Origin of the sequence: Pinisolibacter aquiterrae (genome assembly GCF_019160155.1) — a bacterium.
GTDB classification, from domain to species: domain Bacteria; phylum Pseudomonadota; class Alphaproteobacteria; order Rhizobiales; family Ancalomicrobiaceae; genus Pinisolibacter; species Pinisolibacter aquiterrae.
The window spans coordinates 138,398-163,841 of record NZ_JAFNIH010000030.1 but is presented as its reverse complement, the minus strand read 5'-3'; the positions used below and the strand labels follow the sequence as shown (position 1 = coordinate 163,841).

General features: G+C 70.5%; 26 protein-coding genes. 16 read left to right on the top strand and 10 right to left on the bottom strand.

Translation table 11 applies throughout. The features are described 5' to 3' along the window. Positions 1 to 5: 5 nt before the first annotated feature. The 6 genes from J3S89_RS12700 to J3S89_RS12675 are packed head-to-tail and all read right to left on the bottom strand — an operon-like array spanning position 6 to position 5,523. The gene (locus tag J3S89_RS12700) at positions 6 to 764 is read right to left on the bottom strand and encodes an aspartate/glutamate racemase family protein (protein ID WP_238481845.1); all 759 of its coding nucleotides are present in this window, start codon (positions 762 to 764) and stop codon (positions 6 to 8) included. Further along, positions 761 to 2,143 carry an amidase gene (locus J3S89_RS12695; RefSeq protein WP_217927920.1) on the bottom strand — a complete coding sequence of 461 codons (1,383 nt, stop codon included), beginning with the start codon at positions 2,141 to 2,143 and terminating at the stop codon, positions 761 to 763. Before J3S89_RS12695 ends, J3S89_RS12700 begins: the two co-directional genes overlap by 4 nt. A 14-nt stretch (positions 2,144 to 2,157) precedes the next feature. After that, a complete protein-coding gene (locus tag J3S89_RS12690; RefSeq protein WP_217927919.1) occupies positions 2,158 to 2,886 on the bottom strand; it encodes a maleate cis-trans isomerase family protein in 729 nt (242 codons plus the stop codon). A gap of 27 nt (positions 2,887 to 2,913) precedes the next feature. Beyond that, on the bottom strand, positions 2,914 to 3,687 hold the full coding sequence (locus J3S89_RS12685; RefSeq protein WP_217927918.1) for an ABC transporter ATP-binding protein: 774 nt from the start codon (positions 3,685 to 3,687) through the stop codon (positions 2,914 to 2,916). 3 nt (positions 3,688 to 3,690) lie between these two features. Continuing rightward, complete coding sequence (locus tag J3S89_RS12680; RefSeq protein WP_420801298.1) at positions 3,691 to 4,497, bottom strand: ABC transporter permease; 807 nt, start codon at positions 4,495 to 4,497, stop codon at positions 3,691 to 3,693. Positions 4,498 to 4,518: 21 nt separating this feature from the next. Next, complete coding sequence (locus J3S89_RS12675) at positions 4,519 to 5,523, bottom strand: ABC transporter substrate-binding protein (protein ID WP_420801297.1); 1,005 nt, start codon at positions 5,521 to 5,523, stop codon at positions 4,519 to 4,521. A gap of 172 nt (positions 5,524 to 5,695) precedes the next feature. Here J3S89_RS12675 and J3S89_RS12670 point away from each other — a divergent pair, with 172 nt between their 5' ends. From J3S89_RS12670 to J3S89_RS12635, 8 genes are all read left to right on the top strand, one after another. After that, a complete protein-coding gene (locus J3S89_RS12670) occupies positions 5,696 to 6,478 on the top strand; it encodes a GntR family transcriptional regulator (protein ID WP_217927917.1) in 783 nt (260 codons plus the stop codon). Beyond that, a complete protein-coding gene (locus J3S89_RS12665) occupies positions 6,475 to 7,842 on the top strand; it encodes an amidohydrolase family protein (protein WP_217927916.1) in 1,368 nt (455 codons plus the stop codon). The genes J3S89_RS12670 and J3S89_RS12665 overlap by 4 nt, the downstream gene beginning before the upstream one ends. Positions 7,843 to 7,891: 49 nt before the next feature. Then, positions 7,892 to 9,337 carry a dihydropyrimidinase gene (hydA, locus tag J3S89_RS12660; protein WP_217927915.1) on the top strand — a complete coding sequence of 482 codons (1,446 nt, stop codon included), beginning with the start codon at positions 7,892 to 7,894 and terminating at the stop codon, positions 9,335 to 9,337. A gap of 152 nt (positions 9,338 to 9,489) precedes the next feature. After that, the gene (locus tag J3S89_RS12655) at positions 9,490 to 9,930 is read left to right on the top strand and encodes an RrF2 family transcriptional regulator (protein WP_217927914.1); all 441 of its coding nucleotides are present in this window, start codon (positions 9,490 to 9,492) and stop codon (positions 9,928 to 9,930) included. Positions 9,931 to 10,174: 244 nt separating this feature from the next. Continuing rightward, positions 10,175 to 11,245, top strand: a complete 1,071-nt coding sequence (locus J3S89_RS12650) for a sulfate ABC transporter substrate-binding protein (protein WP_217927913.1) — start codon at positions 10,175 to 10,177, stop codon at positions 11,243 to 11,245. A 120-nt stretch (positions 11,246 to 11,365) separates the two neighbouring features. After that, the gene (gene cysT, locus J3S89_RS12645; protein WP_217927956.1) at positions 11,366 to 12,211 is read left to right on the top strand and encodes a sulfate ABC transporter permease subunit CysT; all 846 of its coding nucleotides are present in this window, start codon (positions 11,366 to 11,368) and stop codon (positions 12,209 to 12,211) included. Further along, positions 12,211 to 13,104 carry a sulfate ABC transporter permease subunit CysW gene (gene cysW, locus J3S89_RS12640; protein ID WP_217927912.1) on the top strand — a complete coding sequence of 298 codons (894 nt, stop codon included), beginning with the start codon at positions 12,211 to 12,213 and terminating at the stop codon, positions 13,102 to 13,104. Before cysT ends, cysW begins: the two co-directional genes overlap by 1 nt. Positions 13,105 to 13,113: 9 nt before the next feature. Further along, complete coding sequence (locus J3S89_RS12635) at positions 13,114 to 14,199, top strand: sulfate/molybdate ABC transporter ATP-binding protein (RefSeq protein ID WP_217927911.1); 1,086 nt, start codon at positions 13,114 to 13,116, stop codon at positions 14,197 to 14,199. 78 nt (positions 14,200 to 14,277) lie between these two features. Here J3S89_RS12635 and J3S89_RS12630 read toward each other — a convergent pair whose 3' ends face one another. Continuing rightward, on the bottom strand, positions 14,278 to 14,844 hold the full coding sequence (locus tag J3S89_RS12630; protein ID WP_217927910.1) for an RBBP9/YdeN family alpha/beta hydrolase: 567 nt from the start codon (positions 14,842 to 14,844) through the stop codon (positions 14,278 to 14,280). 528 nt (positions 14,845 to 15,372) lie between these two features. On the opposite strand from J3S89_RS12630, the gene J3S89_RS12625 reads away from it, so the two are divergent. From J3S89_RS12625 to J3S89_RS12605, 5 genes are all read left to right on the top strand, one after another. Next, on the top strand, positions 15,373 to 15,579 hold the full coding sequence (locus J3S89_RS12625; RefSeq protein ID WP_217927909.1) for a hypothetical protein: 207 nt from the start codon (positions 15,373 to 15,375) through the stop codon (positions 15,577 to 15,579). An 18-nt stretch (positions 15,580 to 15,597) separates the two neighbouring features. Then, positions 15,598 to 16,563, top strand: a complete 966-nt coding sequence (locus tag J3S89_RS12620; protein WP_217927908.1) for an aliphatic sulfonate ABC transporter substrate-binding protein — start codon at positions 15,598 to 15,600, stop codon at positions 16,561 to 16,563. A gap of 20 nt (positions 16,564 to 16,583) precedes the next feature. Further along, entirely contained in the window at positions 16,584 to 17,450 is an 867-nt protein-coding gene (locus J3S89_RS12615) for an ABC transporter permease subunit (protein WP_217927907.1), read from the top strand. Beyond that, positions 17,447 to 18,268, top strand: a complete 822-nt coding sequence (locus J3S89_RS12610; protein WP_217927906.1) for an ATP-binding cassette domain-containing protein — start codon at positions 17,447 to 17,449, stop codon at positions 18,266 to 18,268. Before J3S89_RS12615 ends, J3S89_RS12610 begins: the two co-directional genes overlap by 4 nt. A 119-nt stretch (positions 18,269 to 18,387) precedes the next feature. Beyond that, positions 18,388 to 19,296: a TauD/TfdA dioxygenase family protein gene (locus J3S89_RS12605; protein ID WP_217927905.1), complete on the top strand. Its 909-nt coding sequence runs from the start codon at positions 18,388 to 18,390 to the stop codon at positions 19,294 to 19,296. A gap of 170 nt (positions 19,297 to 19,466) precedes the next feature. Here J3S89_RS12605 and J3S89_RS12600 read toward each other — a convergent pair whose 3' ends face one another. Both J3S89_RS12600 and J3S89_RS12595 read right to left on the bottom strand, forming a co-directional pair. Continuing rightward, positions 19,467 to 19,889: an autotransporter outer membrane beta-barrel domain-containing protein gene (locus J3S89_RS12600; protein WP_274383163.1), complete on the bottom strand. Its 423-nt coding sequence runs from the start codon at positions 19,887 to 19,889 to the stop codon at positions 19,467 to 19,469. A 30-nt stretch (positions 19,890 to 19,919) separates the two neighbouring features. After that, positions 19,920 to 20,270: a hypothetical protein gene (locus tag J3S89_RS12595; protein WP_217927903.1), complete on the bottom strand. Its 351-nt coding sequence runs from the start codon at positions 20,268 to 20,270 to the stop codon at positions 19,920 to 19,922. Between J3S89_RS12595 and J3S89_RS23515 the strand changes: the two genes are divergently transcribed. Both J3S89_RS23515 and J3S89_RS12585 read left to right on the top strand, forming a co-directional pair. After that, the gene (locus J3S89_RS23515; protein ID WP_217927955.1) at positions 20,182 to 20,469 is read left to right on the top strand and encodes a fumarylacetoacetate hydrolase family protein; all 288 of its coding nucleotides are present in this window, start codon (positions 20,182 to 20,184) and stop codon (positions 20,467 to 20,469) included. The genes J3S89_RS12595 and J3S89_RS23515 overlap by 89 nt on opposite strands. 160 nt (positions 20,470 to 20,629) lie before the next feature. Then, positions 20,630 to 23,380 carry an ATP-binding protein gene (locus J3S89_RS12585; RefSeq protein WP_217927902.1) on the top strand — a complete coding sequence of 917 codons (2,751 nt, stop codon included), beginning with the start codon at positions 20,630 to 20,632 and terminating at the stop codon, positions 23,378 to 23,380. Here J3S89_RS12585 and J3S89_RS12580 read toward each other — a convergent pair. Then, on the bottom strand, positions 23,353 to 24,081 hold the full coding sequence (locus J3S89_RS12580; RefSeq protein ID WP_217927901.1) for a response regulator: 729 nt from the start codon (positions 24,079 to 24,081) through the stop codon (positions 23,353 to 23,355). The two genes, J3S89_RS12585 and J3S89_RS12580, sit on opposite strands and share 28 nt — an antisense overlap. 162 nt (positions 24,082 to 24,243) lie before the next feature. On the opposite strand from J3S89_RS12580, the gene J3S89_RS23400 reads away from it, so the two are divergent. Beyond that, positions 24,244 to 25,380, top strand: a complete 1,137-nt coding sequence (locus J3S89_RS23400; protein ID WP_274383153.1) for a NapC/NirT family cytochrome c — start codon at positions 24,244 to 24,246, stop codon at positions 25,378 to 25,380. The last annotated feature ends 64 nt before the right edge of the window (positions 25,381 to 25,444 follow it).

Below are 25,444 nucleotides of genomic sequence, written 5' to 3'. Positions count from 1 at the left end.
CCATGTCAGCCCCCCGCGATGCGATCGGCGAGCGCGGGCGCGAGGCCGTGGCTCGGCTTGCCCGGCGGACGGGCGAAGCGGCCGGCGGTCGGCGCGACGGGCGCGAGGGCGGCGATCGCCTCGGCCTGTTTCACCGCCGCCGCCATCGCGTCGACGCAAGGGACCGGAATGCGGTGCTTCACGCGTTCGGCGACGCCGGCGAGCGGAGCGCCGCCCAGCACGATCACGTCGGCGCCGTCCTCCTCGACGGCGCGGCGCGCCAGGTCGACGAGGTGGTCCTCCATCTCGCCGCCCACCGTCTCGACGCTCGAGAAGGCGCGATCGGCGCAGCGCACCCCGGCGGAGCGGCCGGAAAGCCCGTGCGCCTCGATCGTCTCGGCGTACCAGGGCTCGAGCGCGCGGGCGAAGGTGACGACCGAGAAGCGCCGGCCGAGCATCAGCGCGGTCACCAGCGCGGCCTCCGAATAGCCGACGACCGGCACGTCGAAGAGTTCGCGCGCCGCGAAGAGGCCGGGATCGCCGAAGGCGGCGACGATGACCGCGTCGAAGCCGCTCGCGCGCTCGGCGAGCGTCTCGAGCAGGACGGCGCCGGCGATCTGCGCCTCGGCCCGGCTCGACACGTAAGGCACGCCGCGCGGCGCGGTATGACCCACCAGTTCGGTGCCGTGGCTCGCCACCACGCGGCCGGTCGCGAGCATCCGCTCGGTGACCGCCTCGGTCGTGTTGGGATTGGCGACGAGGATCCGGATCGGCGCGCGCGTCATGGCCACAGTCCCCTCTCGGCGAAGAGGACCTCGGCCCGGGCGGCAGTGGCGAGGAGGAGATCGTCGGCGCCACGGGCCGCGACCATCTGCAGGCCGAAGGGCAGACCGCCCTCGCCTTTTCCGACCGGCAGCGACAGCGCCGGCACCCCGGCATGGTTGAAGAGCGGCGTGAAGGCGGCATGCGCCCGGGGCGGCACGGCGATGCCGGCGATCGTCTCCGGCCCGAGCCGGTCGGCGGCCCAGGCGAGGCAGGGCACGGTCGGCCCGACCAGGAGATCGACCCGCGTGAAGAAGCCGGCGAGCGCCAGGGCGACCTCGCGGGCGAGGATGCGGGCGCGGGCGACGGTCGCCGCATCGAGCGACAGTCCGCGCTCGATCTGCACGGCGATGTCGGGGTCGAAGACGTCGGGGTCGCGGCGGAAGGCGTCGCCGTGGAGAGCGGCGAGGCCGGCGTGCTGGAGCGGCATCAGCGTCGCCTCGTCGACGCCCGCCGGCCACGGCGGATCACCCTCCTCGACCACGAAGCCGGCCCGGCGCAGTACCTCGACCGCCCACTCGATGCCGGCCTCGATCGCCGGCTCGACCGGAACCGCCATGCCGAAGCGGCGGGTGTAGGCGATGCGCGGCGCGGCCGTCGCGCGGGACGGCACGGGGGCGAGAAGCGAGTCCGGATCACGCGGATCGGGACCGCGCAACACCGCGAACATCGCCGCCGCGTCGGCCACCGTGCGGGCGATCGGCGCGAGGACCTCGATGCCGGGGACGGGACCGGCGAACCCCGGGGCATGCGGGATCGCGCCGAAGGAGGGTTTGAAGCCGACCGCGCCGACATGGGCCGGCGGCCGCCGGCTCGACCCGCCGGCATCGGTCCCGAGCGCGAGCGGCACGAGGCCCGCCATGACCGCCGCCGACGGGCCGCCGGAGGAGCCGCCGGGGGTGAGGCGCGGGTCGAGGGGGTGGCGGGTCGTGCCGTAGACGCGGTTGGTGGTCAGCCCCTTGCAGGCGAATTCGGAGGTGTTGGACATGCCGACGATCACCGCGCCGGCGCGGCGCAGACGTTCCACGGCGACGGCATCGGCGGGGGCGAGGAAATCGGCGAAGAGCCGCGACCCTTGCGTCACGCGGCGGCCCTTCACCCAGATCACGTCCTTGATCGCCACCGGCACGCCGGCGAGCGGCAGGTCCTCGCCGGCCGCGAGCCGAGCGTCGACCGCCGCCGCCGCGGCGCGCACGGGCGCGGGATCGAAATCGACGACGGCGACGAGATCGGCCCCCGCCTCGATGCGGGCGATCGCGGCCTCGGCGACCGACGCGGCGGTCTCGCGGCCGGCGCGGACGGCCTGGGCGACGGCGAGGGCATCGGGCGGGGTCGGGCTCATGGCGCGCCTTTCGCTCAGGGCAGATCGCGGAAGAGCGAGCCCCAGCCGGCGACCCGGCTCGGATCCACCCCGGCGAGCTTCAGGCTCTTCCACACGACGGTGGAGATGGAATCGTAGATCGGCAGGCCGATTTCCCGCTCCAGCGCCTCGACCAGCGGGGCGCCGCGCATGTTGGTGCAGATGATGGCGATCGCCTCCGGCCGGTCGGCCGCGACCTCGCGCACGAGGCGCGAGATGGTCTCGGCGTCGATCTCGGAGAAGGTGAAGTTGTCGCGGATGCCGAGGTGACGCTCGGCGCCGCAGGAGATGCCGAGGCCCTCGTAATTGCCGACGATCTTCGCCTGGACGTCGTCGAGATAGGGCGTCACGTAGCCGAGGCGGCGGACGCCGCGCGTCTCGAGGATCTCGTTCAGCGCCAGCATCGAGGTGGTGGCGCGGATGCCGGTCGCGCTCTCGATGCGTTCGATCAGGCGATGGTCGGCGTCGAAGCCGAGCCAGCCGGAGGAGGTGCCGTTCCAGCCGATCACGTCGACCTTGGCGTGGGCGAGAAGCTCGGCGGCGCGCAGGATCTCGCTGTCGTCGAACTGCGACAGTGCCTCGCGGGAGAGCGCGATCTCGGTCACCTTGAAGCGGCCGAAATGAGCGGTGACTTCCGGCAGGTCCGCCACCATCGCCTGGGTCACCGGCTCGAGGATGGTGTTGGACGAGGGCGTGAGCATGCCGAGGAGGATGCGTCGGGACATCGATCGGTTCCGTATCGAGGACGAGGATCAGGCGGCGGCGGGCTCGGCCGGGGCCGAGCGCAGCAGCGAGAGGATGTGGCGTTTGACGTCGTTGAAGTGCGGCGAGGTGATGTCGCGCGGACGCGGCAGGTCGATCGGCAACACCTCGGCGATGCGGCCGGGGCGCGCCGACATGACGACGACGCGGTCGCCGAGGGTCAGCGCCTCGTCGATGCCGTGGGTGACGAAGACGATGGTGCCCTGGCTCCGTTCCCAGATGCGCAGGAGCTCGGTCTGCATGTCCATGCGGGTCTGCTCGTCGAGCGCGCCGAAGGGCTCGTCCATCAGGATCACGCCCGGGTTCATCAGCAGCGCGCGGGCGATGCCGACGCGCTGGTTCATACCGCCGGAGAGCTCGGACGGGTAATGGTTCTCGAAGCCGGTCAGGCCGACGAGATCGATGTAGATCTGCGCCTGTTCGCGCCGGACCGCCTTCATCGCGCCGCGCATCTTCAGGTGGAAGGCGACGTTCTCCCAGACCGGCAGCCAGGGCATCAGGTTCGCCTGTTGGAAGACCACGCCGCGATCGGCGCCGGGGCCGGAGACCTCGATGCCGTCGACGACGATGCGGCCGGTCGTCGGCTTCTCGAAACCGGCGATCATGTTGAGCAGGGTCGACTTGCCGCAGCCGGAGGGGCCGAGCAGGCAGACGAAGTCGTTGCGCCGGACCTCGAGGCTCACCTCGGTGAGCGCCGTCACCTCGCGGCCGCGCGCCTTGTCGGCATAGATCTTGGTCACGCCCTCGATCAGGATGTTGCTCATGTCTCAGCCCTCGCCCTGGAGAGTGGTGCCGCGCTGCCAATGGAGGACCCGCGCCATGACGAGGCGAATGCCGAGGTCGCTCAGGTAGCCGAGGAGGCCGATCGAGGCCATGGCCGCGATGACGATGTCGTAGCGCAGGAAGTAGTAGCTGTCCCACAGCACGTAGCCGACGCCGCTCTTCACCGCGACCATCTCCGCCGTCACCGTCAGCATCCAGGCCGAGCCGATGGCGATACGGAGCCCCGCGAAGATCGACGGCATCGCCGCCGGCAGGACGATGTGGCGCAAGAGACGGCGCTGATCGGCGCCCGCCATGGCGCCGGCGCGGATCAGATTGCGGTCGACGGTCTTCACCCCGTGGATGGTGTTGAGCAGCACGGGGAAGAAGGCGCCGAGGAACACCAGGAAGATCGCCGGCTTGTCGGCGATGCCGAACCAGATGATGGCGAGCGGGATCCACGACACCGGCGGGATCGGCCGGAGCATCTGCAGGGTCGGCTCGATCGTCACCTCGACGAAGCGCGACCAGCCGATCGCCACCCCGAGCATGATCCCGACCAGTGCGGCGAGCGCGAAGCCCGCCGCCACCCGCCAGGCACTGGAGGCGGCATCGCCGATCCAGTGGCCGGTGTAGTTCTGGGTGTTGCCGTCGATGCCGAAGACCCAGTCGGCCCAGGCGACGACGACGGTGGAGGGTGCCGGGAGAAGAGCGGGCGGCAGCGCCCCCGACCGGGAGAACAGCTCCCAGCCGACGAGGATCAGCACCGGAACGACGAAACGTTCGGGCCGGAACGAGAGCATCTTGCGCATGCCGTCCATCCTTCGGGTCGATCAATAGCCGAGTTCGGTCTTGGGTTTGCCGGTCACCGCCTCGAGGAAGCGGAAGTCCATGCGCTCCTGAACCGGGCCGGTCACGTCGTGCTGGATGTACTTGAGGTCACGCATCATGTCGGCGATGGCGACGGCCGAGGCGCGATGCATGAGCGGGTCGGGGTAGAGGTTGGCGATGGCGCCTTCGGCGACCGCCTTGTCGAGGCCGGTGACCGAGGAGATCGTGGTCGCCCACAGCGCGTGATCCTTGTCGAGCGCGTCGTCGAGCTTGACCACGGCGCGCACCACGCTCTCCACCGCCTTGGGCTTGTCCTTCACCACGTCGGAACGGGTGACGATGAGGTTGGTGAGCTTGCCGGCCGCCTGATCATAAGGGTAGGCGAAGAGCTTGGCGGCCTTGGCCTGGAGGATCTGGGTGGCGAAGGGCTCGACCGTGCAGATCAGTTCGACCTCGCCGCGACGCAGCGCCTGGATGTGATCCGACGGGTTCGGGATGTTGATGAACTGGACGTCCTTGTTCGGATCGATGCCCTGCTTCATCAGCGCGCCGCGCATGTGGATGTCCTGGGCATTGCCGCGCGAGGCGGCGATGCGGAACGGCTTGCCCTCGGCCTTGTATTTGGCGATCAGCGCCTTCAGGCCGGCCCAATCGTCGGCGGCGACCGGGAGATCGTTCTGCACGACGATGGTCGAGCCGCCGGAGATCTGACCGGAGACGGCGACGAGGTCGAAGCCCTTGTCGAGGCCGGTGACGTAATGGAGGTAGGTCACCTGGGCGACGTCGATGCTCTTCGACAGGAGCGCGGTCAGCACGTCGTTGCCGGTGTTGAAGCCCAAGGCCTCGACCGTGGCGCCTTCCGTGTATTTCGGCAGCAGCGACATCGGCACGCAATGCGCGCATTTGGCGTAGCCGACCTTGACGGCATCCTCGGCGCGGGCCGGGGCGCCGGTGAGGCCGGCGACGACGAGAACCATCGCCGCGAGGCGGGAGAACAGGGTCTTCATGGACATCACTCCTATGAAAGCGGGCTCGATCTCCACGCCGACGGCACCGGCCGTCGAGGTGGAAGGGATTTTACATTCGGTATGCGATTTTTGTTTTCTTCTGTCTTTTCCGAGATATAATGCCGTTATCGACTTTTGGGAAAGCCGCTTCTGTAGGCGAAAGAGGGTGTGAATGCCGAAATATGAGGCAAGTGGGCCGACTGCCGAGGGTGCAAGCACCCGCCCCAAGGCGCGCTACAAGTTCCAGCCCGGCCGGTTGAAGCTCTCGGTCGCCGAGGCGCGCCAGCCCTTGGTGACGGCCTCTCTGCACGATCAGTTGGTCGCCCGCCTGCGCGAGATGGTGCTCGAGGGCGAGCTGGCGCCGGGCACGCCGTTGCCGGAAAAGATGCTCTGCGACACGTTCGGCGTGTCGCGCACGCCGCTGCGCGAGGCCTTCAAGGTTCTGGCGACCGAGGGGCTGATGGAGCTGCGGCCGCACCGCACGCCGATCGTCACCCCCGTCGCCCGCGACGAGATCGCCGCGGTCTTCGAGGTCTCGATCGCCCTCGACCGGCTCTCCGCCGCCCTCGCCTGCGCCCGCGCGACCCCGGCCGAGCGCGCCGGCCTCGACGCGCTGCACGCCGATCTCGCCGAACAGCACCGCGTCGGTGATCGCCGCGCCTATTTCCGCCGCAACCAGGAGATCCACGCCGAGATCGTCCGCCTCGCCGGCAATCCTGTGCTGGCGACGACCTGGACGGCGCTCTCCGCCAAGATCTACCGCGCCCGCGCCCAGGCCAACTACGTCGGCTCGCGCTGGGAGGAATCCTTCGACGAGCACGAGGTGTTCATGGCGCATTTCCGCCGGGTCGACACCGAGGCCTTCGCCGAGGCCATGGCCGCCCACACCCGCATGACCGCTGGCGCCGTGCTCGCCGGTCTCGAGGCCGCCCGCACGACCGGAGACGCCGCATGACCACGCCCGACCGCACGCCCCTCCCCTGCGATCTCGTGATCACGGCCCGCGCCGCCTTTCTCCTCGACGACGCCGGGACGATCGTCTCCGACGTCGGCGTGGCGATCGCCGGCGACCGTATCGCCGCGATCGGCCCGCGCGCCGAGATCGAGGCGGCCTGGGAGCCGGCGCGCCGGCTCGGGTCGGCCCGGCACCTGCTGATGCCGGGCCTCGTCAACACGCACAACCACACACCCCTGATGATCGTGCGCGGCATGGTGGAGGATCTGAGCTTCGCCCCGGCCTATACGCCCGGCATCCCGCAGGGCGACGCGCTCTCCTTCGAGGAGGCGCATGCGCTCGCCCGGCTCGGCGTCTACGAACTCCTGCGCTTCGGCTCGACCACGATCGTCGATTTCTATCGCCACCCCGAGGCGCTCGCCCGGGCGGCGGAAGAGGCGGGCCTGCGCGCCTTCGTCGGCGGCCGCGTCATGGATGCCGACAACGCCGCCTTGGCGCGCGGCGAATGGCGCGCCGACGCGTCGCGCGGCCGGGCGACGCTCGCCGAGGCGATGGACGTGGTCGAGCGGCGGCGGGCGCCGGGCTCGCTCGTCACCCCGATCCTCGGGCCGCATGCGCCCGACACCTGTTCGCCCGATCTCCTGCGCGAGGTCGCGGGTATCGCCGCCGCGAAGGATCTGATCCTGCACACCCATCTCCATCAGTCGCCGATGGAGGTCGACGTGGTTCTGGCGCGCGACGGCATGCGGCCGGTCGAGTTGATGGAGGAGGTCGGCCTGCTCGGCCCCCGGCTCGTCGCCGGCCACTGCATCCACATGACCGACGGCGACATCGCCCGGTTCGGCCGGTCCGGCTCTCACGTCGCGCATGTTCCGGTCGGCAATGCGGCGCACGGGTCGGTCGCGCCGATCCTCGCCCACGAGGCGGCCGGCGCCGGGATCACGCTCGCGACCGACACCAAGTCCGGCGACATGTTCGAGGCGATGCGGATGGCGCTCGCGGCGACCCGCATTCGCGGCGGCGGTTTCGTCAAGTCCGCCGCAGACGTGCTCGCCTGGGCGACGCGCGGCGGGGCGGCGGCGCTCGGTCTCGCCGAGGAGATCGGGCAGATCGCCGTCGGTCGCAAGGCCGACCTCCTGCTCCTCGACGCGAGCGCGCCGAACCTCGCGCCCCTCGTCGACGGCCCCGGCCTCCTCGTCCATTCGGCGAGCGGGGCGGTGGTCGACACGGTGGTGGTCGACGGCCGCGTCCTCGTCGAGGGCGGACGGCCGACGCTCTTCGACGGCGACGAGGTGATCGCCACCGCCGAGGCGGTGGCGCGCTCGCTCTGGCGCCGTCACGGCCACGCGCCGCGCATCGCCTGACCCATCCTCGCGCGGCCCGGCCGCGCCCTCCGTCGAGAGGAGACCACACGTGCAAGACTTCGACCTCACCATCCGTGGCGGCCGCGTGGCGACCGCCGGATCGCTCGTCGCCTGTGACCTCGGCATCCGCGACGGCCGCATCGTCGCCATCGCCGACCGGCTCGCCCCGGGCGTCCGCGACGTCGACGCCTCCGGCCGGCTGGTGCTGCCGGGCGGAGTCGACGGCCATTGCCACTTCGATCAGCCGACCGGCGACGGCAGCCGCATGGCCGACGACTTCCTGTCGGGCTCGCGCTCGGCCCTCTTCGGGGGCACGACGACGATCATCCCCTTCGCCGCCCAGGCGCGCGGCCAATCCCTGCGCGCGGCGGTCGACGACTATCACGCCCGCGCCGACGGCAAGGCGATCATCGACTACGCCTTCCATCTGATCGTCTCCGACCCGACGCCGGAGGTGCTCGAGGTCGAACTGCCGGCGCTGATCGCCGAGGGCTACACCTCGTTCAAGATCTACATGACCTACGACGATCTGAAGCTCTCCGATCGCCAGATCCTCGACGTTCTGTCGGTCGCCCGCGACAACGGCGCCATGGTCATGGTGCACGCCGAGAACGCCGACTGCATCGCTTGGCTCACCGACCGGCTCGAGGCGGAAGGAAAGACCGCGCCGCTCTTCCATGCGGCGTCGCGGCCCAAGGTGATCGAGCGCGAGGCGACCCATCGCGCCATCTCCTTCGCCGAGCTGGTCGACGTGCCGATCCTGGTCGTCCACGTCTCCGGCGCCGACGCGATGGAGGAGATCCGCCGCGCCCAGGCGCGCGGCCTGTCGCTCTATGCCGAGACCTGCCCGCAATATCTCTTCCTTTCGACCGAGGATCTCGACGCCCCGGGCTTCGAGGGGGCGAAGTGCATCTGCTCGCCGCCGCCGCGCGAGGCGGCCAACAGGGAAGCGATCTGGCAGGGCGTCGCCGACGGCGTCTTCGACGTGGTTTCCTCCGATCACGCCCCCTTCCGCTACGAGGATCCCGCCGGCAAGAAGCTCAAGGGCGACACCGCCTCGTTCCGTTGGGTGCCGAACGGCATTCCCGGCGTCGAGACTCGGCTGCCGCTGCTCTTCGCCGGTGTCGTCGACGGGCGGCTCGACCTCGACCGTTTCGTCGAGCTGACCGCCACCAACCCGGCCCGCATGTACGGCCTCTATCCGAGGAAGGGCGTCATCGCCGTCGGTTCCGACGCCGACGTCGTGCTGTGGAACACCGAAGCGCCGCGCGCCATCGCCAACGCCGATCTCCATCACGACTGCGACTACACCCCCTACGAGGGGATCGAGGTGCCGGCGTGGCCGGAGGTGGTGATCTCGCGCGGCGAGGTGGTGGCCGAACGGGGCACCCTCTCGGGGGCCGCCGGCCGTGGCCTCTTCCTGCCCTGCGAGCGGCCGGCGCCGGCCCGGCCGAAGACGATGCGCCGCCGCAGCTTCGGATTCCGCGCGGAGTGAGGCGAGCGCCGGGCGCGTGACGATCGGCCGAAGGGGACCGCCGATCCGGTGATTTCGCCGGATCGGTGGAAGGAGCGTGGTCCGATGCGGCGTTCCCCGATTGAACAGGCGCCGCGAACCGACTAGGACCAAGTCGATCGGAGGCGTTCGCGGTGCTGACCAACAAAGGCAAATACGGCCTCAAGGCCATGGTGCATCTGGCGCGTCTACCCGTCGGCGCGACGGTGCAGTCGGCCGAGATCGCGAGCACCGAGCACATTTCCAAGAAGTTCCTCGACGCCATCCTGCTCGATCTGAAGAACGCCGGCTTCGTGCGTTCGAAGAAGGGGCCGGGCGGCGGCTACACGCTGGCGCGTCCGGCGGAGGACATCGTCGTCGGCGCGATCGTTCGGGCGCTCGACGGGCCGCTCGCCCCCATCGCCTGCGCCAGCCGCACCGCCTACCAGCCCTGCGACGACTGCGACGATCTCACCGCCTGCGCGGTACGCCTCACCATGCTCGAGGTGCGCGACGCCATGGCCGAGGTCCTCGATCGCCTCTCGCTCGCCGACATGGCGGGGAAGGTCGGCGCCGTCGACGCGATCGCCGTCTGACGCCGGAATCGAGACCCGGCCGAAGCGCAGCCCCCCTCGCCTCTTCCCCTCCGTTCACGCCGATGCCCCGGGCGCCGTGGCGCCCCTCCGGACGACCCGCCGAGGCGATCGCCGGCGGGAACGATGTTCCACGCCGGCGGGCGGGCGCGGCAAGCGATGCCAAAGCGCGGAAATCTATGGGATAGACATCATCCATCGAAAAAGTAGTCTTTTCGGCACGCAACGCCTTCGAGGATTTCGTGCCATGACCACTGCTTCGATCCCCTCGCGAACCGCTCCGACCGGATTCGCCCTTCGACGCCTGCGCGATCTCGCGATCGTCGCCACCGCCTTCGGCGTCGTGCTCGGCACCACGATCTTCGCCCGCGCCGACACGACGCTCCTGAACGTCAGCTACGACCCGACGCGCGAGTTCTACAAGGAGGTGAACCAGGCCTTCGCCGCCGAGTGGAAGGCGAAGACCGGGGAGACCGTGACGATCCGCGCCTCGCACGGCGGTTCGGGCAAACAGGCGCGTTCCGTCATCGACGGGCTCGACGCCGACGTGGTGACGCTCGCCCTTGCCGCCGACATCGACGCCATCGCCAAGACCACGTCGAAGATCCCGGCCGATTGGCAGAAGCGGCTGCCCCACAATTCCTCGCCCTACACCTCGACCATCCTGTTCCTGGTGAAGAAGGGCAATCCGAAGGGGATCACCGACTGGGGCGATCTGGTGAAGCCGGGCGTCGAGGTGATCACGCCCAATCCGAAGACCTCGGGCGGGGCGCGCTGGAACTATCTCGCCGCCTGGGCCTGGGCCGCCAAGACCTACGGCGGCGACGACGCCAAGGTGCGCGCCTACGTCACCGAGCTCTTCCGCCACGTCCCCGTGCTCGACACCGGCGCGCGCGGCTCGACCACGACCTTCGCCCAGCGCGGCCTCGGCGACGTCCTGCTCGCCTGGGAGAACGAGGCCTATCTGGTCTTCGACGAATTCGGCGCCGGCAAGTTCGACATCGTCGTGCCGCCCTATTCGATCCTCGCCGAGCCGCCGGTGGCGCTGGTCGACGGCAACGTCGACGCCAAGGGCACGCGCCGGCAGGCCGAGGCCTTTCTCGCCTTCCTCTATTCCGAGACCGGCCAGAGCCTCGCCGCCAAGCATCACTATCGGCCATCGCGCCCCGAAGCCGTCGACAAGGCCCTGCTCGATCGCTTCCCGAAGGTCGAGCTGATCTCGATCGACGATCCACTCTTCGGCGGTTGGACGAAGGCGCAGGCCTTCCACTTCGGCGACGGCGGCACCTTCGACCAGCTCTACAAGCCGGCGCGCTGACGGCCCGGCCCCACGAGACCACGCCCGCCCCGCCCCCGGGGCGGGCGCTCCCGAACGTCCGGGGCGCGGAGCGCCTCCGCGCGACGCGCCCGGAGAGGAGGCGGAATGACCGATCTCACGATGTCCCCGGCGCCGGCTCGTCCGGCGCGGTCGCTCGTCACCGGCGTGTTGCCGGGCTTCGGCCTCGCCTTCGGCTGGACGCTGGTCTGGCTCTCCTTCATCGTGCTCCTCCCGCTCGCCGCGCTGGCGTGGAAGGCGTCGGGGCTCGGCATCGACGGCTTCGTGGCGCTCCTTGCGAGCCCGCGCGTCCGGGCGGCGCTCGAACTCTCCTTCGGCGCAGCCCTGATCGCGGCGCTGATCAACGCCGTCTTCGGCGTACTCGTCGCCTGGGTGCTGACCCGCTACCGCTTTCCCGGCCGCAGTCTCGTCGACGCGGCCGTCGATCTACCCTTCGCGCTGCCGACGGCGGTCGCCGGCATCACGCTCGCCGCCCTCTTCGCGCGGAACGGATGGCTCGGCGGCCTGCTCGCGCCGCTCGGCATCGAGGTCGCCTATTCGCGCGCCGGGGTCGTGGTGGCGCTGGTCTTCGTCGGCCTGCCCTTCGTGGTGCGGACCGTGCAGCCGCTCCTCGCCGATTTCGACCGCGAGGTGGAGGAAGCGGCGGCGACGCTCGGCGCGAGCCGGGCGGCGACCGTCTTCCGGGTGCTGCTGCCGCCGCTGGTCCCGGCCGCGCTGACCGGCTTCACCCTGGCCTTCGCGCGCGGGGTCGGCGAATACGGCTCGATCGTCTTCATCGCCGGCAACATGCCCGGGGTGACCGAGATCGCCCCGCTGCTCGTCGTCATCAAACTCGAGGAGTTCGACTACGTCGGGGCGACCGGCATCGCCGTGGTGATGCTCGCGGTCTCCTTCGCCCTGCTCTTCGCGATCAATGCCCTGCAACACTGGACCGAGAAGAGGTGGTGATGGCGACCGGCGAGACCTTTCCCCTCGATCCGCCGCGCCCGCGCGCCCTCCCCGTCCCGCCGCCGATCGGCGAGACGGCGATGGCGCGGCGGCTCCTCGTCGCGGCGGCCGTCCTCTTCCTCGCGCTGATTCTGGCGCTGCCGCTCGCCGGGGTCTTCACCGAGGGCCTGCGCAAGGGGTGGGGCGCGTGGCTCGCCGCCTTCGCCGATCCCGACGCGCGCGCCGCCATCCGGCTGACGCTCCTCGTCGCGGCGATCTCGGTGCCGGCGAACCTCGTCTTCGGCGTCGCCGCCGCCTGGGCGATCACGCGTTTCTCGTTTCCCGGCCGCAACCTCCTCGTCACGTTGATCGATCTGCCGTTCTCGGTGTCGCCGGTCGTCTCCGGCCTCGTCTTCGTGCTGCTGTTCGGCGCGAACGGGCTCGTCGGTCCCTTCCTCAAGGCGCAGGGGATCCAGGTGATCTTCGCGGTGCCGGGGCTCGTACTGGCGACGATCTTCGTCACCTTCCCCTTCGTCGCGCGCGAGCTGATCCCGATCATGCAGGCGCAAGGGGCGGCCGACGAGGAGGCGGCGCTGACGCTCGGCGCCTCGGGCTGGACGATCTTCACCCGGGTGACGCTGCCCAACATCAAATGGGGCCTCCTCTACGGCGTGTTGCTGTGCAACGCCCGGGCGATGGGGGAATTCGGCGCCGTCTCGGTCGTCTCCGGCCATATCCGCGGCCTGACCAACACCGTGCCGCTGCAGGTCGAGATCCTCTACAACGAGTACGATTTCGTCGGCGCCTTCGCGATCGCCTCGGCGCTCGCGGTCCTCGCCCTCGTCACCCTCGTGCTCAAGACCTTCCTCGAATGGCGATATGGCGACGAACTCGCCCGTTCGGCCCGGCACTGAGGCACCCCCATGGACATTCGCATTCGCGGCCTCGCCAAGGATTTCGGCGACTTTCCCGCCCTGCACGGGCTCGATCTCGACATCCGCTCGGGCGAACTCCTGGCGCTTCTCGGCCCGTCGGGCTCGGGCAAGACGACGCTCCTGCGCGTGCTCGCCGGGCTCGAGCAGCCGAGCGCCGGGCGCGTGCTCTTCGGCGAGGAGGACGCCTCGGCGACGCCGGTGCGCGAGCGGCGCGTCGGCTTCGTCTTCCAGCACTACGCCCTCTTCCGCCACATGACCGTCGCCGAGAACATCGCCTTCGGCCTCACCAGCCGGCGCAAGTCGGAGCGGCCGAGCCGCGCCGAGATCGCGCGGCGCGTCGCCGACCTGCTCGACCTCGTGCAACTGCCGACGCTCGCGAAGCGGTATCCCTCGCAGCTCTCCGGCGGCCAACGGCAGCGCGTGGCGCTCGCCCGCGCGCTCGCGGTCGAGCCGCGCGTCCTCTTCCTCGACGAGCCCTTCGGCGCGCTCGACGCGCAGGTGCGCAAGGATCTGCGCAAGTGGCTGCGCGACATCCACGACCGCACCGGCTACACGACCGTCTTCGTCACCCACGATCAGGACGAGGCGCTGGAACTCGCCGACCGCGTGGTGGTGCTGAACAAGGGGCGGATCGAGCAGATCGGCACCCCCGACGAGATCTACGACGCGCCCGCCTCGCCCTTCGTCTTCGACTTCATCGGCGACGCCAGCCGCATTCCCGTCACGGTCGAGCACGGACGGGTGGCGATCGGCGGGAGGCGGCTCGATCTCGGGGTCGACCTCGCCGGCGCCGGTGCCGCGACCCTCTTCGTGCGGCCGCAGCACTGGCGTCTCGGAGAGACCGGGCTCGCCGGCACGGTCGGCGCGACCCGGCGGCACGGAACCGCGCGGCGGGTCGACCTCACTCTCGACGGCGCCGGCCCGGTCGAGATCGATCTGGCGCCGGAGATCACCGTCGCCGCCGGCGACCGGCTGACGCTGACGCCGGCGCGCTGGCGGATCTTCTTCGAGGACGGCCGCTCGATCGGCGGCTCCCTCGACGCGGCCCCCGGCACGACGCGCGCCTTCGGCTGAGCGCGGCGACGACGCGCAAGCGCGACGTGACGGCGGCGGAGGGTCCCCCTTTCCGCCGCCGTCTTCGTCGTCCCGCCCTCAGCGAGCCGCCCTTCGCCGCGTGGTGAGGCCGCCACCCATGCGGCGCAGGCGGCCGAGCAGCGTCAGGCCGTCGGGCCAGACACCGAGGCCGCTCTCGGCATTGATGTGACCGGCCCGGCCCATGTCGACGAACCCGGCCTCCCACATGTCGGCGAGGATGCGGGCCCTTTCGATCGTCATCCACGGATCGTCGCGGCTCGCCACCACGATCGCCGGGACCGGGAGCGGCGTCACCGGAAGCGGCGCGAAGGAGGCGACGAGCGGCACCTTGCGGGCATGGCGATCGACGTCGGCCGGCGCGACGAGCAGGAGGCCGGCGATCGGCAGATCGCGCCCGCGCGTCGCCAGATGGACCGCGAGAGCGGCGCCGAGGCTGTGGGCGGCGACGAAGGCGCCGGGATGGTTCGCGACGGCGGCCTCGGCGCGGGCGAGCCAGCCCTCGAGATCGGGCCGGCTCCAATCGTCCTGCTCGACGAGGACGACGTCGTCGACCTCCTCGAGCCATCGTCTCTGCCAGTGGCCGGGCCCGGAGCCGTGGAGGCCGGGCAGGAGCAGCGTCGTCATCGCGACCTCGCGTCGAATGGAATGTCGGGAACGGGTTCGGATCGACTCTAGGCCGGCGCGCGGCGCGCCGCGTGGTCGCCCATTCCAAATCCGCAGGCGAGAAGTCATTCTTTTTCCAATGCAATCTCACTCGGGACGGGTGATCGCGCGGGGTCGCGCCGGACGGCGAGGCGCGGTCCGTAGCTATAGTCTATCAATAAAGTATTTTATTTCGTCGCATTGCCGAAATCCGCAATGCGCTTCGTCGACGAAGGGGCGCTCGCCCCGCATGATCGAAGCATCGGGCCTGCGGCTCGATCGCGGGATTTGTCGGAGCAGCTTGCACCGCGTGACCAAGGCTAAAAGCACCACGAAGGGTTTCGTGGGCTCCTCGACCCCGGAGGGAACCCGATGATCACCACCTGTCGCCGCTTCGGCTGACCATTTCGACCGTCCCCGTCGCTCCGCCGGCGCGTCTTCGCGCCGAAGGGCGGAGCGCGCCCGAAACCTTCGATCCGAGGACGCCGTCTCCACGGCGAATGCACCCCCATGCTCAGAGCCTATGCCATCGACGTCCACCACCAGACCGCCGGCGTCGCGGTCGGTGTGCCCGGCGACTTCAAGTTCTTCTCCTCCGCCCCCGCCTTCGACGCGCTCGAGGGTCGGATCTTCTCCTCGTTGCGTCAGGTCGACGCCGCCGCTCGCGAGCGTGTGGTCGTCAGCCGCGCCCCCCGCCTTCGCGCCGTCGGCGCGTGAACCGATCGGAGACATCCCATGCATCGTCGCGACTTTCTCTTCTCCTCCGCGCTCGCCGCCGGCGCCTCGCTCCTGCCCCTCGCCCCCTGGCGCGCCCGCGCCGAAGACCGGCCGAACCGGCTCCGGATCGGGTATCAGAAGACCAGCGCGCTCCTCCTCGTGAAGGCGCGCCGGCAGATCGAGACGCGGTTGGAGCCCCAGGGCATCGCCGTCGAATGGGTCGAGTTCCCGTTCGGCCCGCCGCTGCTCGAGGCGTTGCAGGCCGGCGCCGTCGACTACGGCTATACCGGCGACGCGCCGCCGATCTTCGCGCAGGCGGCCCGGTCGGAGCTCTATTACGTCGCCTCGATCCCGGCGCGCGGCGACGGGCAGGCGATCCTCGTCGCGCCCCAGTCCACCGCGAAGTCCGTCGCCGACCTGAAGGGCCGGAAGGTCGCCGTCGCCAAGGGATCCTCGGCGCACAATCTCCTCGTCGCGGCGACGGAGGCGGCGGGGTTGAAATGGACCGACTTCGAGGTCGCCTATCTGGCGCCCGCCGACGCGGCCGCCGCCTTCGCCAAGGGGGCGATCGACGCGTGGTCGATCTGGGATCCCTATTACGCGCTGGCCGAGCTCTCGGCCAAGGGCGCCCGGCCTCTGCCGATCGACCGCTCGGTGGCGCAGCAGAACTCCTATTTCCTCGCCAATCGGACCTTCGCCGACACCTATCCCACGCTGGTCGCGGCGGTGAACGAGGAGATCGGCGCGACGACCGCCTGGGCCGGCGCCCATCGCGGCGAGGTGGCGGCGCTCTATGCGGAAGCGAGCGGCGTGTCCCTCGTCGCGCAGTCGCGGGCGGTCGCGCGGGCCGAATTCACCTTCGCTCCGCTCTCCGACGCGGTGATCGCCCAGCAACAGGCGATCGCCGACCGCTTCCACCGGCTCGGCCTCATCCCCAGACCGATCGTCGTGCGCGACATCGTCTGGAAGCCGAAGTCGGCCTGAACCGCAGTGGAGATGACGCCATGACGTCCGCGACAGGTCTCGCGACCCTCGTTCCCTCGATCGCCGCCGAGCCGCCGCGGACGGCGAGGTTCCTGCGCACGGCCGGCCGCGGGCTTCTCGCCTCGCGGCTGACGCCCTGGCTCGTGCCCTTCGCCCTCCTCGCCCTGTGGGCGGCGGCGAGCGGCACGGGACGGCTTTCGCCGCAGTTCCTGCCGCCGCCCTGGGCCATCGCCGAAGCGGCGTGGTCGAAGATCCTCGACGGTGAGCTCGCGGCGAACATCGCCGTCTCGTTCCGCCGCGCGATCTCCGGCTTCCTGGTCGGCGGTGGCATCGCCTTCCTGCTCGGTCTCGCCAACGGGCTCTCGAGACTCTCCGAGCGGCTCACCGACACCACCGTCCAGATGATCCGCAACATCCCGAACCTGTCGCTGATCCCGCTGGTGATCCTGTGGCTCGGCATCGGCGAGGAGGCGAAGCTCTTCCTCACCGCGCTCGGCGTGTTCTTCCCCGTCTACGTCAACACGTTCCACGGCGTGCGCACGGTCGACGCGGGGCTCGTCGAGATGGGGCGTTCCTACGGCATGACGCGGTTCGAACTCTTCCGCCGCGTGATCCTGCCGGGGGCCCTGCCCTCGATCTTCGTCGGCGTGCGCTTCGCGCTCGGCGTGATGTGGCTGACGCTGATCGTGGCGGAGACGATCGCCGCCTCCTCGGGCATCGGCCACATGGCGACGGAGGCGCGCGAGTTCCTCCAGGTCGACGTCGTCGTCCTCGCCATCCTGATCTACGCCGCGCTCGGCAAGGTCGCCGACACCACCGTCCGCCTGCTCGAACGCGCCACGCTCGCCTGGCATCCCGCCTTCGCCGATCCGAGGACCTCCAAATGACCGTCAAACCGGCCGATCGCGACTTCGACGCGCTCTTCGCCGACCCTTCGACGCGGGCCCGCGCCGCGCGCGGCGTCTCCATCCGGCTCTCGGGACTGACCCGGCGCTTCGGCGAGCTCGAGGTGCTGCGGGGGATCGATCTCGACATTGCCGCCGGCCGGTTCGTCGCCATCGTCGGCCGGTCGGGCTGCGGCAAGTCCACGCTGCTGCGCCTCCTCTCGGGGCTCGACCGGCCGAGCGGCGGCGAACTCGCCTTCGGCGCCGGCGAGGACGACGACGTGGTGCCGCGCCTGATGTTCCAGGAGCCGCGCCTGCTGCCCTGGGCTCGTGTCGTCGACAACGTCGCCGTCGGTCTCGGCCGCGACCGCGACGCACCCGACGGCAGGCTACGCGTCGCCTCGGCGCTCGCCGCCGTCGGGCTCGCGGAAAAGGCCGAGGCCTGGCCGGCGGTCCTGTCGGGCGGCCAGAAGCAGCGCGTCGCGCTCGCCCGAGCGCTGGTGTCGAGGCCCCGCTTCCTCGCCCTCGACGAACCGCTCGGCGCGCTCGACGCCCTCACCCGCATCGGCATGCAGTCGCTGCTCGAACGGGTCTGGCTGGCGCAGGGCTTCACCGCCGTGCTCGTCACTCACGACGTCGGCGAGGCGATCGCGCTCGCCGATCGCGTGGTGATGATCGAGGAGGGCCGCGTCGCGCTCGACGTCGCCGTGGACCTGCCGCGCCCGCGCCGTCGCGGCTCGGCCGAGGCCGCCCGCCTCGAGGCCGAGATCCTGAGACACCTCGTCCACGAGGAACCGCCGGACGTCGGCTGGGTCATCTGAGCCCGCCCGCCGCGCCGACTTCCCCTTCTCCCTTCCCCATCCGACCCGATCGCCCCCGGACGGCCACACGGCCGCGCCGGTCGGGTCGTGCCGCCCGAACGAACGAACGAGGACATCCCATGAGTTTCTATCGCGACTTCAACGACAAGATCGCCATCGAAGGCTGGAACACCGCCGAGCGCGCGCCCTACGAGACGATCCGCGTCGAGCGTCTGTCGCCGGCCGCCGGCGCGGAGATCCACGGCGTCGACCTACGCGCCCTCACCGATCGCCAATTCGAGGAGATCGGCCGCGCCATCGACGAGAACCTCGCCGTCCTCATCCGCGATCAGACCCTGACGCGCGAGGATCAGAAGGCCTTCGCCCGCCGCTTCGGCGGCACGCTCCATCGCCACGAACTCGGCGCCTCGCGGGCCTGGGACCCGAAGGCCTACGATCCGGAGATCCTCGGCTGGCGCACCGGCCGCGACAGCCGCTTCACCGCCGGAGACGGCTGGCACCCTGACGTCTCCTGCGATCCGAGCCCGATCGCCTGGTCGGCGCTGCACGTCACCAAGCTGCCGCCCTTCGGCGGCGACACCGCCTTCGCCAACACCTATCTCGCCTATGAATCGCTCTCCGACCCGATCAAGCGCGCGCTCGAGGGCCTGACCGCGATCCACGACGGCTCGCAGGCCTGGACCGCCGGCTACGGCTCCCGCCCCGATCCGGGCCGGACCTATCCCCAGAGCGAACACCCGGTGGTGGCGACGCATCCGCGCACCGGCCGCAAGCATCTCTACGTCAATGCCGCCTTCACCACGCACATCGTCCAGCTGACACGCGAGGAGAGCGACGCCCTGCTCGGGCTGCTGTTCCGCCACATCGAGCGCAACCTCGCCTTCCAGACGCGGATCCGCTGGCATCCGAATTCCCTGTTGGTGTGGGACAATTGGGCGAGCCAGCATCACGCGATCTGGGACTACTACCCGTTCGAGCGCTGGGGCGAGCGCGTCTCGGTGGTGACCGGCGCGCGACCGGCGGCGTGACGCCCATTCCCCAAGACGCGTCCACGAAGGGGCCCGCGCATGCCGCGCGTGGCCCCTTCGGCCGTTCGGCCTCGGCGGATCGCGACCCCGGCACCGGACGATCCGGGCGTCCGACGCCCGTCTCGCGCGGTCCGGATGCGGCGGCCGGGACATGTCCCGGCCGCCGTCGATCAGAAGCGCTCGCGGAGCTTCATCGACACCGACTGCGTCTCGCTCGAGGCGCCGAAGGTGTTCTGATACTCCATGCCGACCAGATGCCCGTACCAATCGAGGTCGAGGCCGGCGCCGAGCATGACGCGGGTCTGATCGGCGCCCTCGATCGGCACCGAACAGACCCGGCCACCGGCGCGATCCGCCCAGGAGACCGAGGCGGAGCCGGACGACTGCAGGTCGTGCTGGAACTCTGCGCGGAAGTGCGGCGCGATCGAACCGAAGTCGGTCTCGAAGGCCATCTTGCCGCGCAGGCCGAGGTCGAGGCTCGTGTCGCCGAACGACTGGGCCCCGTATTTGAGCGCCGTGGCGACGACCGGCGAGGTCTCGGTGAAGCCGTCGAGCGTTCCGGCGATCACCTCCAGGCGGGCATAGCGCGACAGGAACCACGGGTGACCCTCGAAGACGCCGCGCTATTCGTAGCCCGCCGTCAGCGAGCCGAAGAACTCGCGACCGCCCATCGGTACCTGAAGTGTCTCGCCGGGTCGGGTCTCCTCGGCGCCTCCTACCAGGAGGGTTACGGCGTCGGCCCGCGCATCGTCGAACTCGACCGCCTGCAGCGCCTGCACGATCCGCTGGTCGGCGTCGCCCGGGCGATCATGCACGAGACCTCGGGCGCGACCGGCCTCGACCTGATGCTCTGCGGTTTCTACCGCGACAAGGTGATGTGTCTCCATACCGAATGGAGCAATCCGGCCGTCCATTCGAGCTACCAGCGCGGTCGCGCCGCAGCGGATCACGCTCGCCGTCGGCGGCGCGACCAAGCAGGACGCCCATCTCTCCGACCTCGTGTGGTCGGTCGAGGAACTCGTCTCGCATCTCTCGCGCTACTATCATCTCGTCCCCGGCGATCTCATCTACACCGGCACCCCGGCGGGCGTCGGCCGGGTCGTCGCCGGCGACGTGATCACCGGCTCGATCGACGGTCTGCCGCCGATCGCCCTCACCATCGCCGCGGCGTGAGGAAGAGGCGGCGCGGCGTGCCCGATCGGCGCGCCGCCCTCGGGCCTTCGCGCATAGGGCTCGACCCGACCATGACAGGCGGCCGACGGGCCTCTAGGATCGCGGTCCGCTCCGGCCGGCGATCCGGCCTCGCCGGATCGACCGCTGGTCGGAGGTGTCCTTGGTCCGTAGTTCGGTCGCCCGTTCGGTTCTCGTCCTACACTGGATCGCGGTGCTGGTGATCCTGGCGGTCTCGCTCGCCTTCGCCGTCACCGCGTGGCGCGACCTCATCCGGGCGCGGCAGGTGGTCGACTTCGTCACGCTCGACCGGATCCTGTTCGATTCGACCGCCGGCATCCGCCTCGAGATCGGCACGGTCGGCGTCGCCCTGCTGCGCGACGAGGATCCGCGCGCCGGTCTCGACCAGGGTCTCGGCACGATGACGGCGGCCCATCGCCGGGCGACCGAGGCGCTGGCGGCGTCGGCCTTGCCGGATCGCGACCAGCTCGTCGCCCGTCTCGGCCACGCCGTCGCCGATTTCGACGCCGTCCGCGACCGGGTCGACGCCGAGGCGGCGCTGCCGCTCGCCGCGCGCGACACCAACCGGATCGAGCCCTGGCGACAGGCGGTCTACCGGCTCGCGGCCACCGTCGATTCCACCTCGATCTCGGTCGGCCGGGCGCTGCGCTCGCTCGATCTCGAACTCGGCGAACTCGCCGCCATCCGCCAGATGTCGTTCACGATCCGCGATCGCTACTCGCGCCAGTGCTCGGCCTTCCGCCCGGCGGTTCAGCGCGACACCCCGCTCACCCCGGCCGAGCGCGACAGCTGGCGCGAGGACATCGGCGCCTATTCGGCGCTGTGGACCCAGATGGAGCGGATCGCCCGGCAGTTGCCCGAGGACATGGGCTTCGCCCCCCTCGTCGCCGAGGGTCAGCACCGCACCGAGGCGGCGCAGGCGATCATGACCCGCACCATCGAGGGGCTCTCGGGCTCGGGCAAGCCCGCCTTCGACGCCGCCGCGTGGTCGGAGAACTGCATCTCCGCCTATTCCTCGATCCTCGGCATCGGCTCGCACGCGCTCGACCTCGAGGCGCGTCAGGCCGAGGACAGCCGCGCCGAGGCCTTCCTCACCGGGGCGATCTCGACGGGCGTGCTCGTCCTCGTCGTGGTCCTCGGCTTCATCTCGCTGCGCTTCGTGCGCAATCGCCTCTCCGCGCCGATGCACGACATCGAGGCCGCGCTCGCCAAGCTGCGGACCGGGGATCTCGAGACCCCGATCCGCCTGCCGCCGTGGAACGACGAGCCGAGCGCGATCATGCGGGCACTCGAGGACTTCCGGCTCGAGGCGCTGGAGACGCGCCGCATGCGCCTGCGCATCGACGCGATGCGCGACCAACTGGTCGAGCACGCCGAGAAGATCGGCCGCGCCAAGTCGCAGTTCCTCGCCACCATGAGCCACGAGATCCGCACGCCGTTGCACGGCATTCTCGGCACGGCCCAGCTCCTCGCCGGCAGTCAGGTCACCGCCGAACAGCGCGCCTGGGTGCAGGCGCTCGACGGCTCGGGGCGGCTCCTGCGCGACATTCTCGACGACATTCTCGACTTCACGCGCCTCGAGAGCGGCCGCGTCACCGTCGAGGTGGCGCCCTTCTCCCTGCGCGAGCGTATCGCCATGGTCGAGGCGACGATCCGCCCGGCGATGGAGCGCAAGTCGCTCGACTTCACCGTCGCCGTCGCGCCCGATCTTCCCGACGCACTGGTCGGCGACGCCGGCAAGCTCGGCCAGATCCTGCTCAACCTCCTCGGCAACGCCGCCAAGTTCACGCCGCGCGGCCGCGTCCGCCTCGCCGTCGACGCCGACCCCGAGCGCTCGGACCGCCTGCGCTTCACCATCGCCGACACCGGCATCGGCATCGCGCCGCAGGCGCTCGCCCACATCTTCGAGCCCTTCTCCCAGGCCGACGGCTCCGTCGCCCGACGCTTCGGCGGATCGGGGCTCGGCCTCGCCGTCTGTCGCGGGCTCCTCGACGTGCTCGGCGGCTCGATCGATCTCACGACCGAGCCCGGCCGGGGGACGACCTTCACCGTCCTCTTCCCCGTGCGCGAGGCCGCCGTGCCGAGCGAGGCGGCCGCCGACGCCGACGCCGAGGAGGCGCTGCCCCCGCTCTCGGTTCTCGTCGCCGAGGACAATCCGGTCAACGCGCTGATCGTCCGCACCATGCTCGAGCGCGACGGCCACACCGTGCGCCACGTGGAGACGGGATCGGCCGCCGTCGCCGCCGCCGGCGAGGAGGATTTCGACGTCGTCCTGATGGATCTGTCGATGCCGGAACTCGACGGCGCCGAGGCCTGTCGGCTGATTCGCGCCGGCGTCCACGCGACCCGCTCGGTGGTGCCGATCCTGGCGGTCTCGGCCGGCGGTTCCAGCGCCGCCGACGTCGACGCGGGCTTCGACGGGCGTCTGGAAAAGCCGTTCGACGCGGACGAACTACGGGCGGCGCTCGCCGAGGCGGTCGGCATGCGGCCGCGCCGCCGGGAGAGCCGCCGCGAACGGCTCGGCGCGATCGGCGAACAGGCGCGCGATCTCGGCGTGGAAGGGGCGCGGCGGCTGGTCGAGCTCTATCTCTCGTCGCAGCCGGCCATTCTCGCCGAGGCGGTCGCGGCGGCGCGTCACGGCGACCGGAGCCGCGCCAGGGCGCTCGCCCATCGCCTCAAGGGGGCGGCGGCCCATGTCGGCGCCGACGACATGGCGGCGGCGGCCGCGGCGCTCGAACACGCCACCGGCCAGGACGACGTGGCGGCGTTGCGCGCGGCGGCGCTGGCGCTCGAGACGCTCGGGCACACCCATTTCCATGCGTTCGCCGGTCACGCCGACGCGGAACTCGGCCGTTTCGGCGCCGATCAGGCAACCTTCTCGGCGAAGACGTAACCGAGGCCGTATTCGGTGACGATCATCTGCGGCCGCCCTGGATCGACCTCGATCTTGCGGCGCAGACGGCCGACCAGCACGTCGACGGTGCGATCGTTCGGATCCCACTCGCGGCTGCTCATCACGTCGAGGAGATCGTTGCGGCTCAGGATCCGGCCGGGATGACGGACGAGGGCGGCGAGGAGTTCGAACTCCGCCGCCGTCAGGCGCACCGGCTCGCCGGTGGGCGAGGTCAGGCGATGTTCGTCGAGATCCAGGCACCAGCCGGCGAAACGGCGCAGGCGCCGGCCCGCGCCCTCGTCGCGCGACATGCGGGTGCGCCGCAGCACGGTGTTGACCCGCGCCAGAACCTCGCGTGGCGAGAACGGCTTGGTGACGTAGTCGTCCGCCCCCAGCTCGAGGCCGATGATCCGATCGGCCTCCTCGGTCCGGCCGGTGACCAGGATCACCGGCACGTCGCTCTCGGCGCGGATGTCGCGCATCAGGGAGAGGCCGTCGCCGTCGGGTAGGCGGATGTCGAGCAACACGAAGTCGATCTTCTCGCGCGCCATCAGACGCCGCAGGCCGTCCGCCGTATCGGCGGCACGGACCTGAAAGCCGGCGTTCTCGAAATAACTCACGAGCGTCGCCTGGATCAGCGGTTCGTCGTCGACGATCGCGATCACCAGTTCGTCGGGTCGCGGGGCCTGTTCGGCTCGCATCGGTCCATTCTCGTTTCATTCACAATTGAGTTCGAGCCGTTCACGGTTCGGCGAAACGGAGTTTACAGCACGGCGCCATCTTCCCGGCAATACGCAGCGCAACAGATTTCCTTCCTGCCGGGGTTGCAAATGGCAAATCTTCTCACAGCGGTCGTCCAATTCATGAAGAAGCCCGTGGCGCTCGGCGTTGCAGGTTTTGCCGGTATCGCCATCGGCGTGATTGGATGGGGCGGCTTCAACACCGCCATGGAGGCGACCAACAGTCTCGAATTCTGCATCTCTTGCCACGAGATGCGGAACACGGTCTTCGAGGAATACAAGAAGACCATTCACTACTCCAATCCGGCGGGTGTTCGCGCGATCTGCTCGGACTGCCACGTTCCGAAGGACTGGACGCACAAGATCGTCCGCAAGGTCCAGGCTTCGAAGGAACTGTGGGGCAAGGTCACCGGCTACATCGACACGCCCGAGAAGTTCGAGGAACACCGCCTCGAGCTCGCCAAGCACGAATGGGCGCGGATGAAGGCCTCCGACAGCCGCGAGTGCCGCAACTGCCATTCCTTCGCGGCGATGGACTTCGCCCATCAGCGGCCCAAGGCCTCGCAGCAGATGCAGAAGGCCTACAAGGACGGCGGCACCTGCATCGATTGCCACAAGGGCATCGCCCACAAGCTCCCGGACATGTCCGGCGGCTTCCGCTCCATGATGAGGGATCTGAAGGCGGGAGCGGTCAAGGACGGCGGCAAGGCCGAAAAGAGCTGGGTGCTCGTGACCTCGCCCGCCTGGGCCGACGCCGAGAAGGCGGCCGCCGGCGGCGCCGGCGAGGGTCGCATTCTGCCCGCCGCGCCGGTCACCGTGCTGAAGACCTCCGGCGACGTCGCCGAGGTGCGCATCGACGGCTGGCAGCAGGCCGGCGCCGAGCGTCTCTTCGTCGCCCTGCCGGGCAAGCGGATCATGCTGGCGGCCGTCTCCGCGGGCCTCGCCGAGACCGCGACGGTCAAGTCGACCCGTCACGACGACGACACCGACCTCGATTGGAAGGAAGCCTCGATCGTCCTCTGGATGCCCAAGGCGAACCTCACCGGCGACCAGAAGGCGCTGTGGGCCTACGGCGAGGAGATGTTCGACTCCGCCTGCGGCGCCTGCCATTCGCCCTCGCCTCCCGGCCATTACCCGGCGAACCAGTGGGTCGGCATCGTCAACGACATGAAGGCGAACACCGCCCTCGAGGAAGACGAGGTCCGCTTCCTCCAGGCCTACCTCCAGAACCACGCCCAGGACGTCGCGGGCGGTCACTGACCGCTCCGTCTCCCCGGCACGGGCTTCGCCCCTCTCCTCGTCCCGTGCCGGGGCCCCTCTTCAG

Coding starts and splice junctions, on each gene's coding strand:
- J3S89_RS12700 (WP_238481845.1), bottom strand. CDS start 764: ATGACGCGCGCGCCGATCCGGATCCTCGTCGCCAATCCCAACACGACC.
- J3S89_RS12695 (WP_217927920.1), bottom strand. CDS start 2,143: ATGAGCCCGACCCCGCCCGATGCCCTCGCCGTCGCCCAGGCCGTCCGC.
- J3S89_RS12690 (WP_217927919.1), bottom strand. CDS start 2,886: ATGTCCCGACGCATCCTCCTCGGCATGCTCACGCCCTCGTCCAACACC.
- J3S89_RS12685 (WP_217927918.1), bottom strand. CDS start 3,687: ATGAGCAACATCCTGATCGAGGGCGTGACCAAGATCTATGCCGACAAG.
- J3S89_RS12680 (WP_420801298.1), bottom strand. CDS start 4,497: ATGCGCAAGATGCTCTCGTTCCGGCCCGAACGTTTCGTCGTTCCGGTG.
- J3S89_RS12675 (WP_420801297.1), bottom strand. CDS start 5,523: ATGAAGACCCTGTTCTCCCGCCTCGCGGCGATGGTTCTCGTCGTCGCC.
- J3S89_RS12670 (WP_217927917.1), top strand. CDS start 5,696: ATGCCGAAATATGAGGCAAGTGGGCCGACTGCCGAGGGTGCAAGCACC.
- J3S89_RS12665 (WP_217927916.1), top strand. CDS start 6,475: ATGACCACGCCCGACCGCACGCCCCTCCCCTGCGATCTCGTGATCACG.
- J3S89_RS12650 (WP_217927913.1), top strand. CDS start 10,175: ATGACCACTGCTTCGATCCCCTCGCGAACCGCTCCGACCGGATTCGCC.
- cysT (WP_217927956.1), top strand. CDS start 11,366: ATGTCCCCGGCGCCGGCTCGTCCGGCGCGGTCGCTCGTCACCGGCGTG.
- cysW (WP_217927912.1), top strand. CDS start 12,211: ATGGCGACCGGCGAGACCTTTCCCCTCGATCCGCCGCGCCCGCGCGCC.
- J3S89_RS12635 (WP_217927911.1), top strand. CDS start 13,114: ATGGACATTCGCATTCGCGGCCTCGCCAAGGATTTCGGCGACTTTCCC.
- J3S89_RS12630 (WP_217927910.1), bottom strand. CDS start 14,844: ATGACGACGCTGCTCCTGCCCGGCCTCCACGGCTCCGGGCCCGGCCAC.
- J3S89_RS12625 (WP_217927909.1), top strand. CDS start 15,373: ATGCTCAGAGCCTATGCCATCGACGTCCACCACCAGACCGCCGGCGTC.
- J3S89_RS12620 (WP_217927908.1), top strand. CDS start 15,598: ATGCATCGTCGCGACTTTCTCTTCTCCTCCGCGCTCGCCGCCGGCGCC.
- J3S89_RS12615 (WP_217927907.1), top strand. CDS start 16,584: ATGACGTCCGCGACAGGTCTCGCGACCCTCGTTCCCTCGATCGCCGCC.
- J3S89_RS12610 (WP_217927906.1), top strand. CDS start 17,447: ATGACCGTCAAACCGGCCGATCGCGACTTCGACGCGCTCTTCGCCGAC.
- J3S89_RS12605 (WP_217927905.1), top strand. CDS start 18,388: ATGAGTTTCTATCGCGACTTCAACGACAAGATCGCCATCGAAGGCTGG.
- J3S89_RS12580 (WP_217927901.1), bottom strand. CDS start 24,081: ATGCGAGCCGAACAGGCCCCGCGACCCGACGAACTGGTGATCGCGATC.
- J3S89_RS23400 (WP_274383153.1), top strand. CDS start 24,244: ATGAAGAAGCCCGTGGCGCTCGGCGTTGCAGGTTTTGCCGGTATCGCC.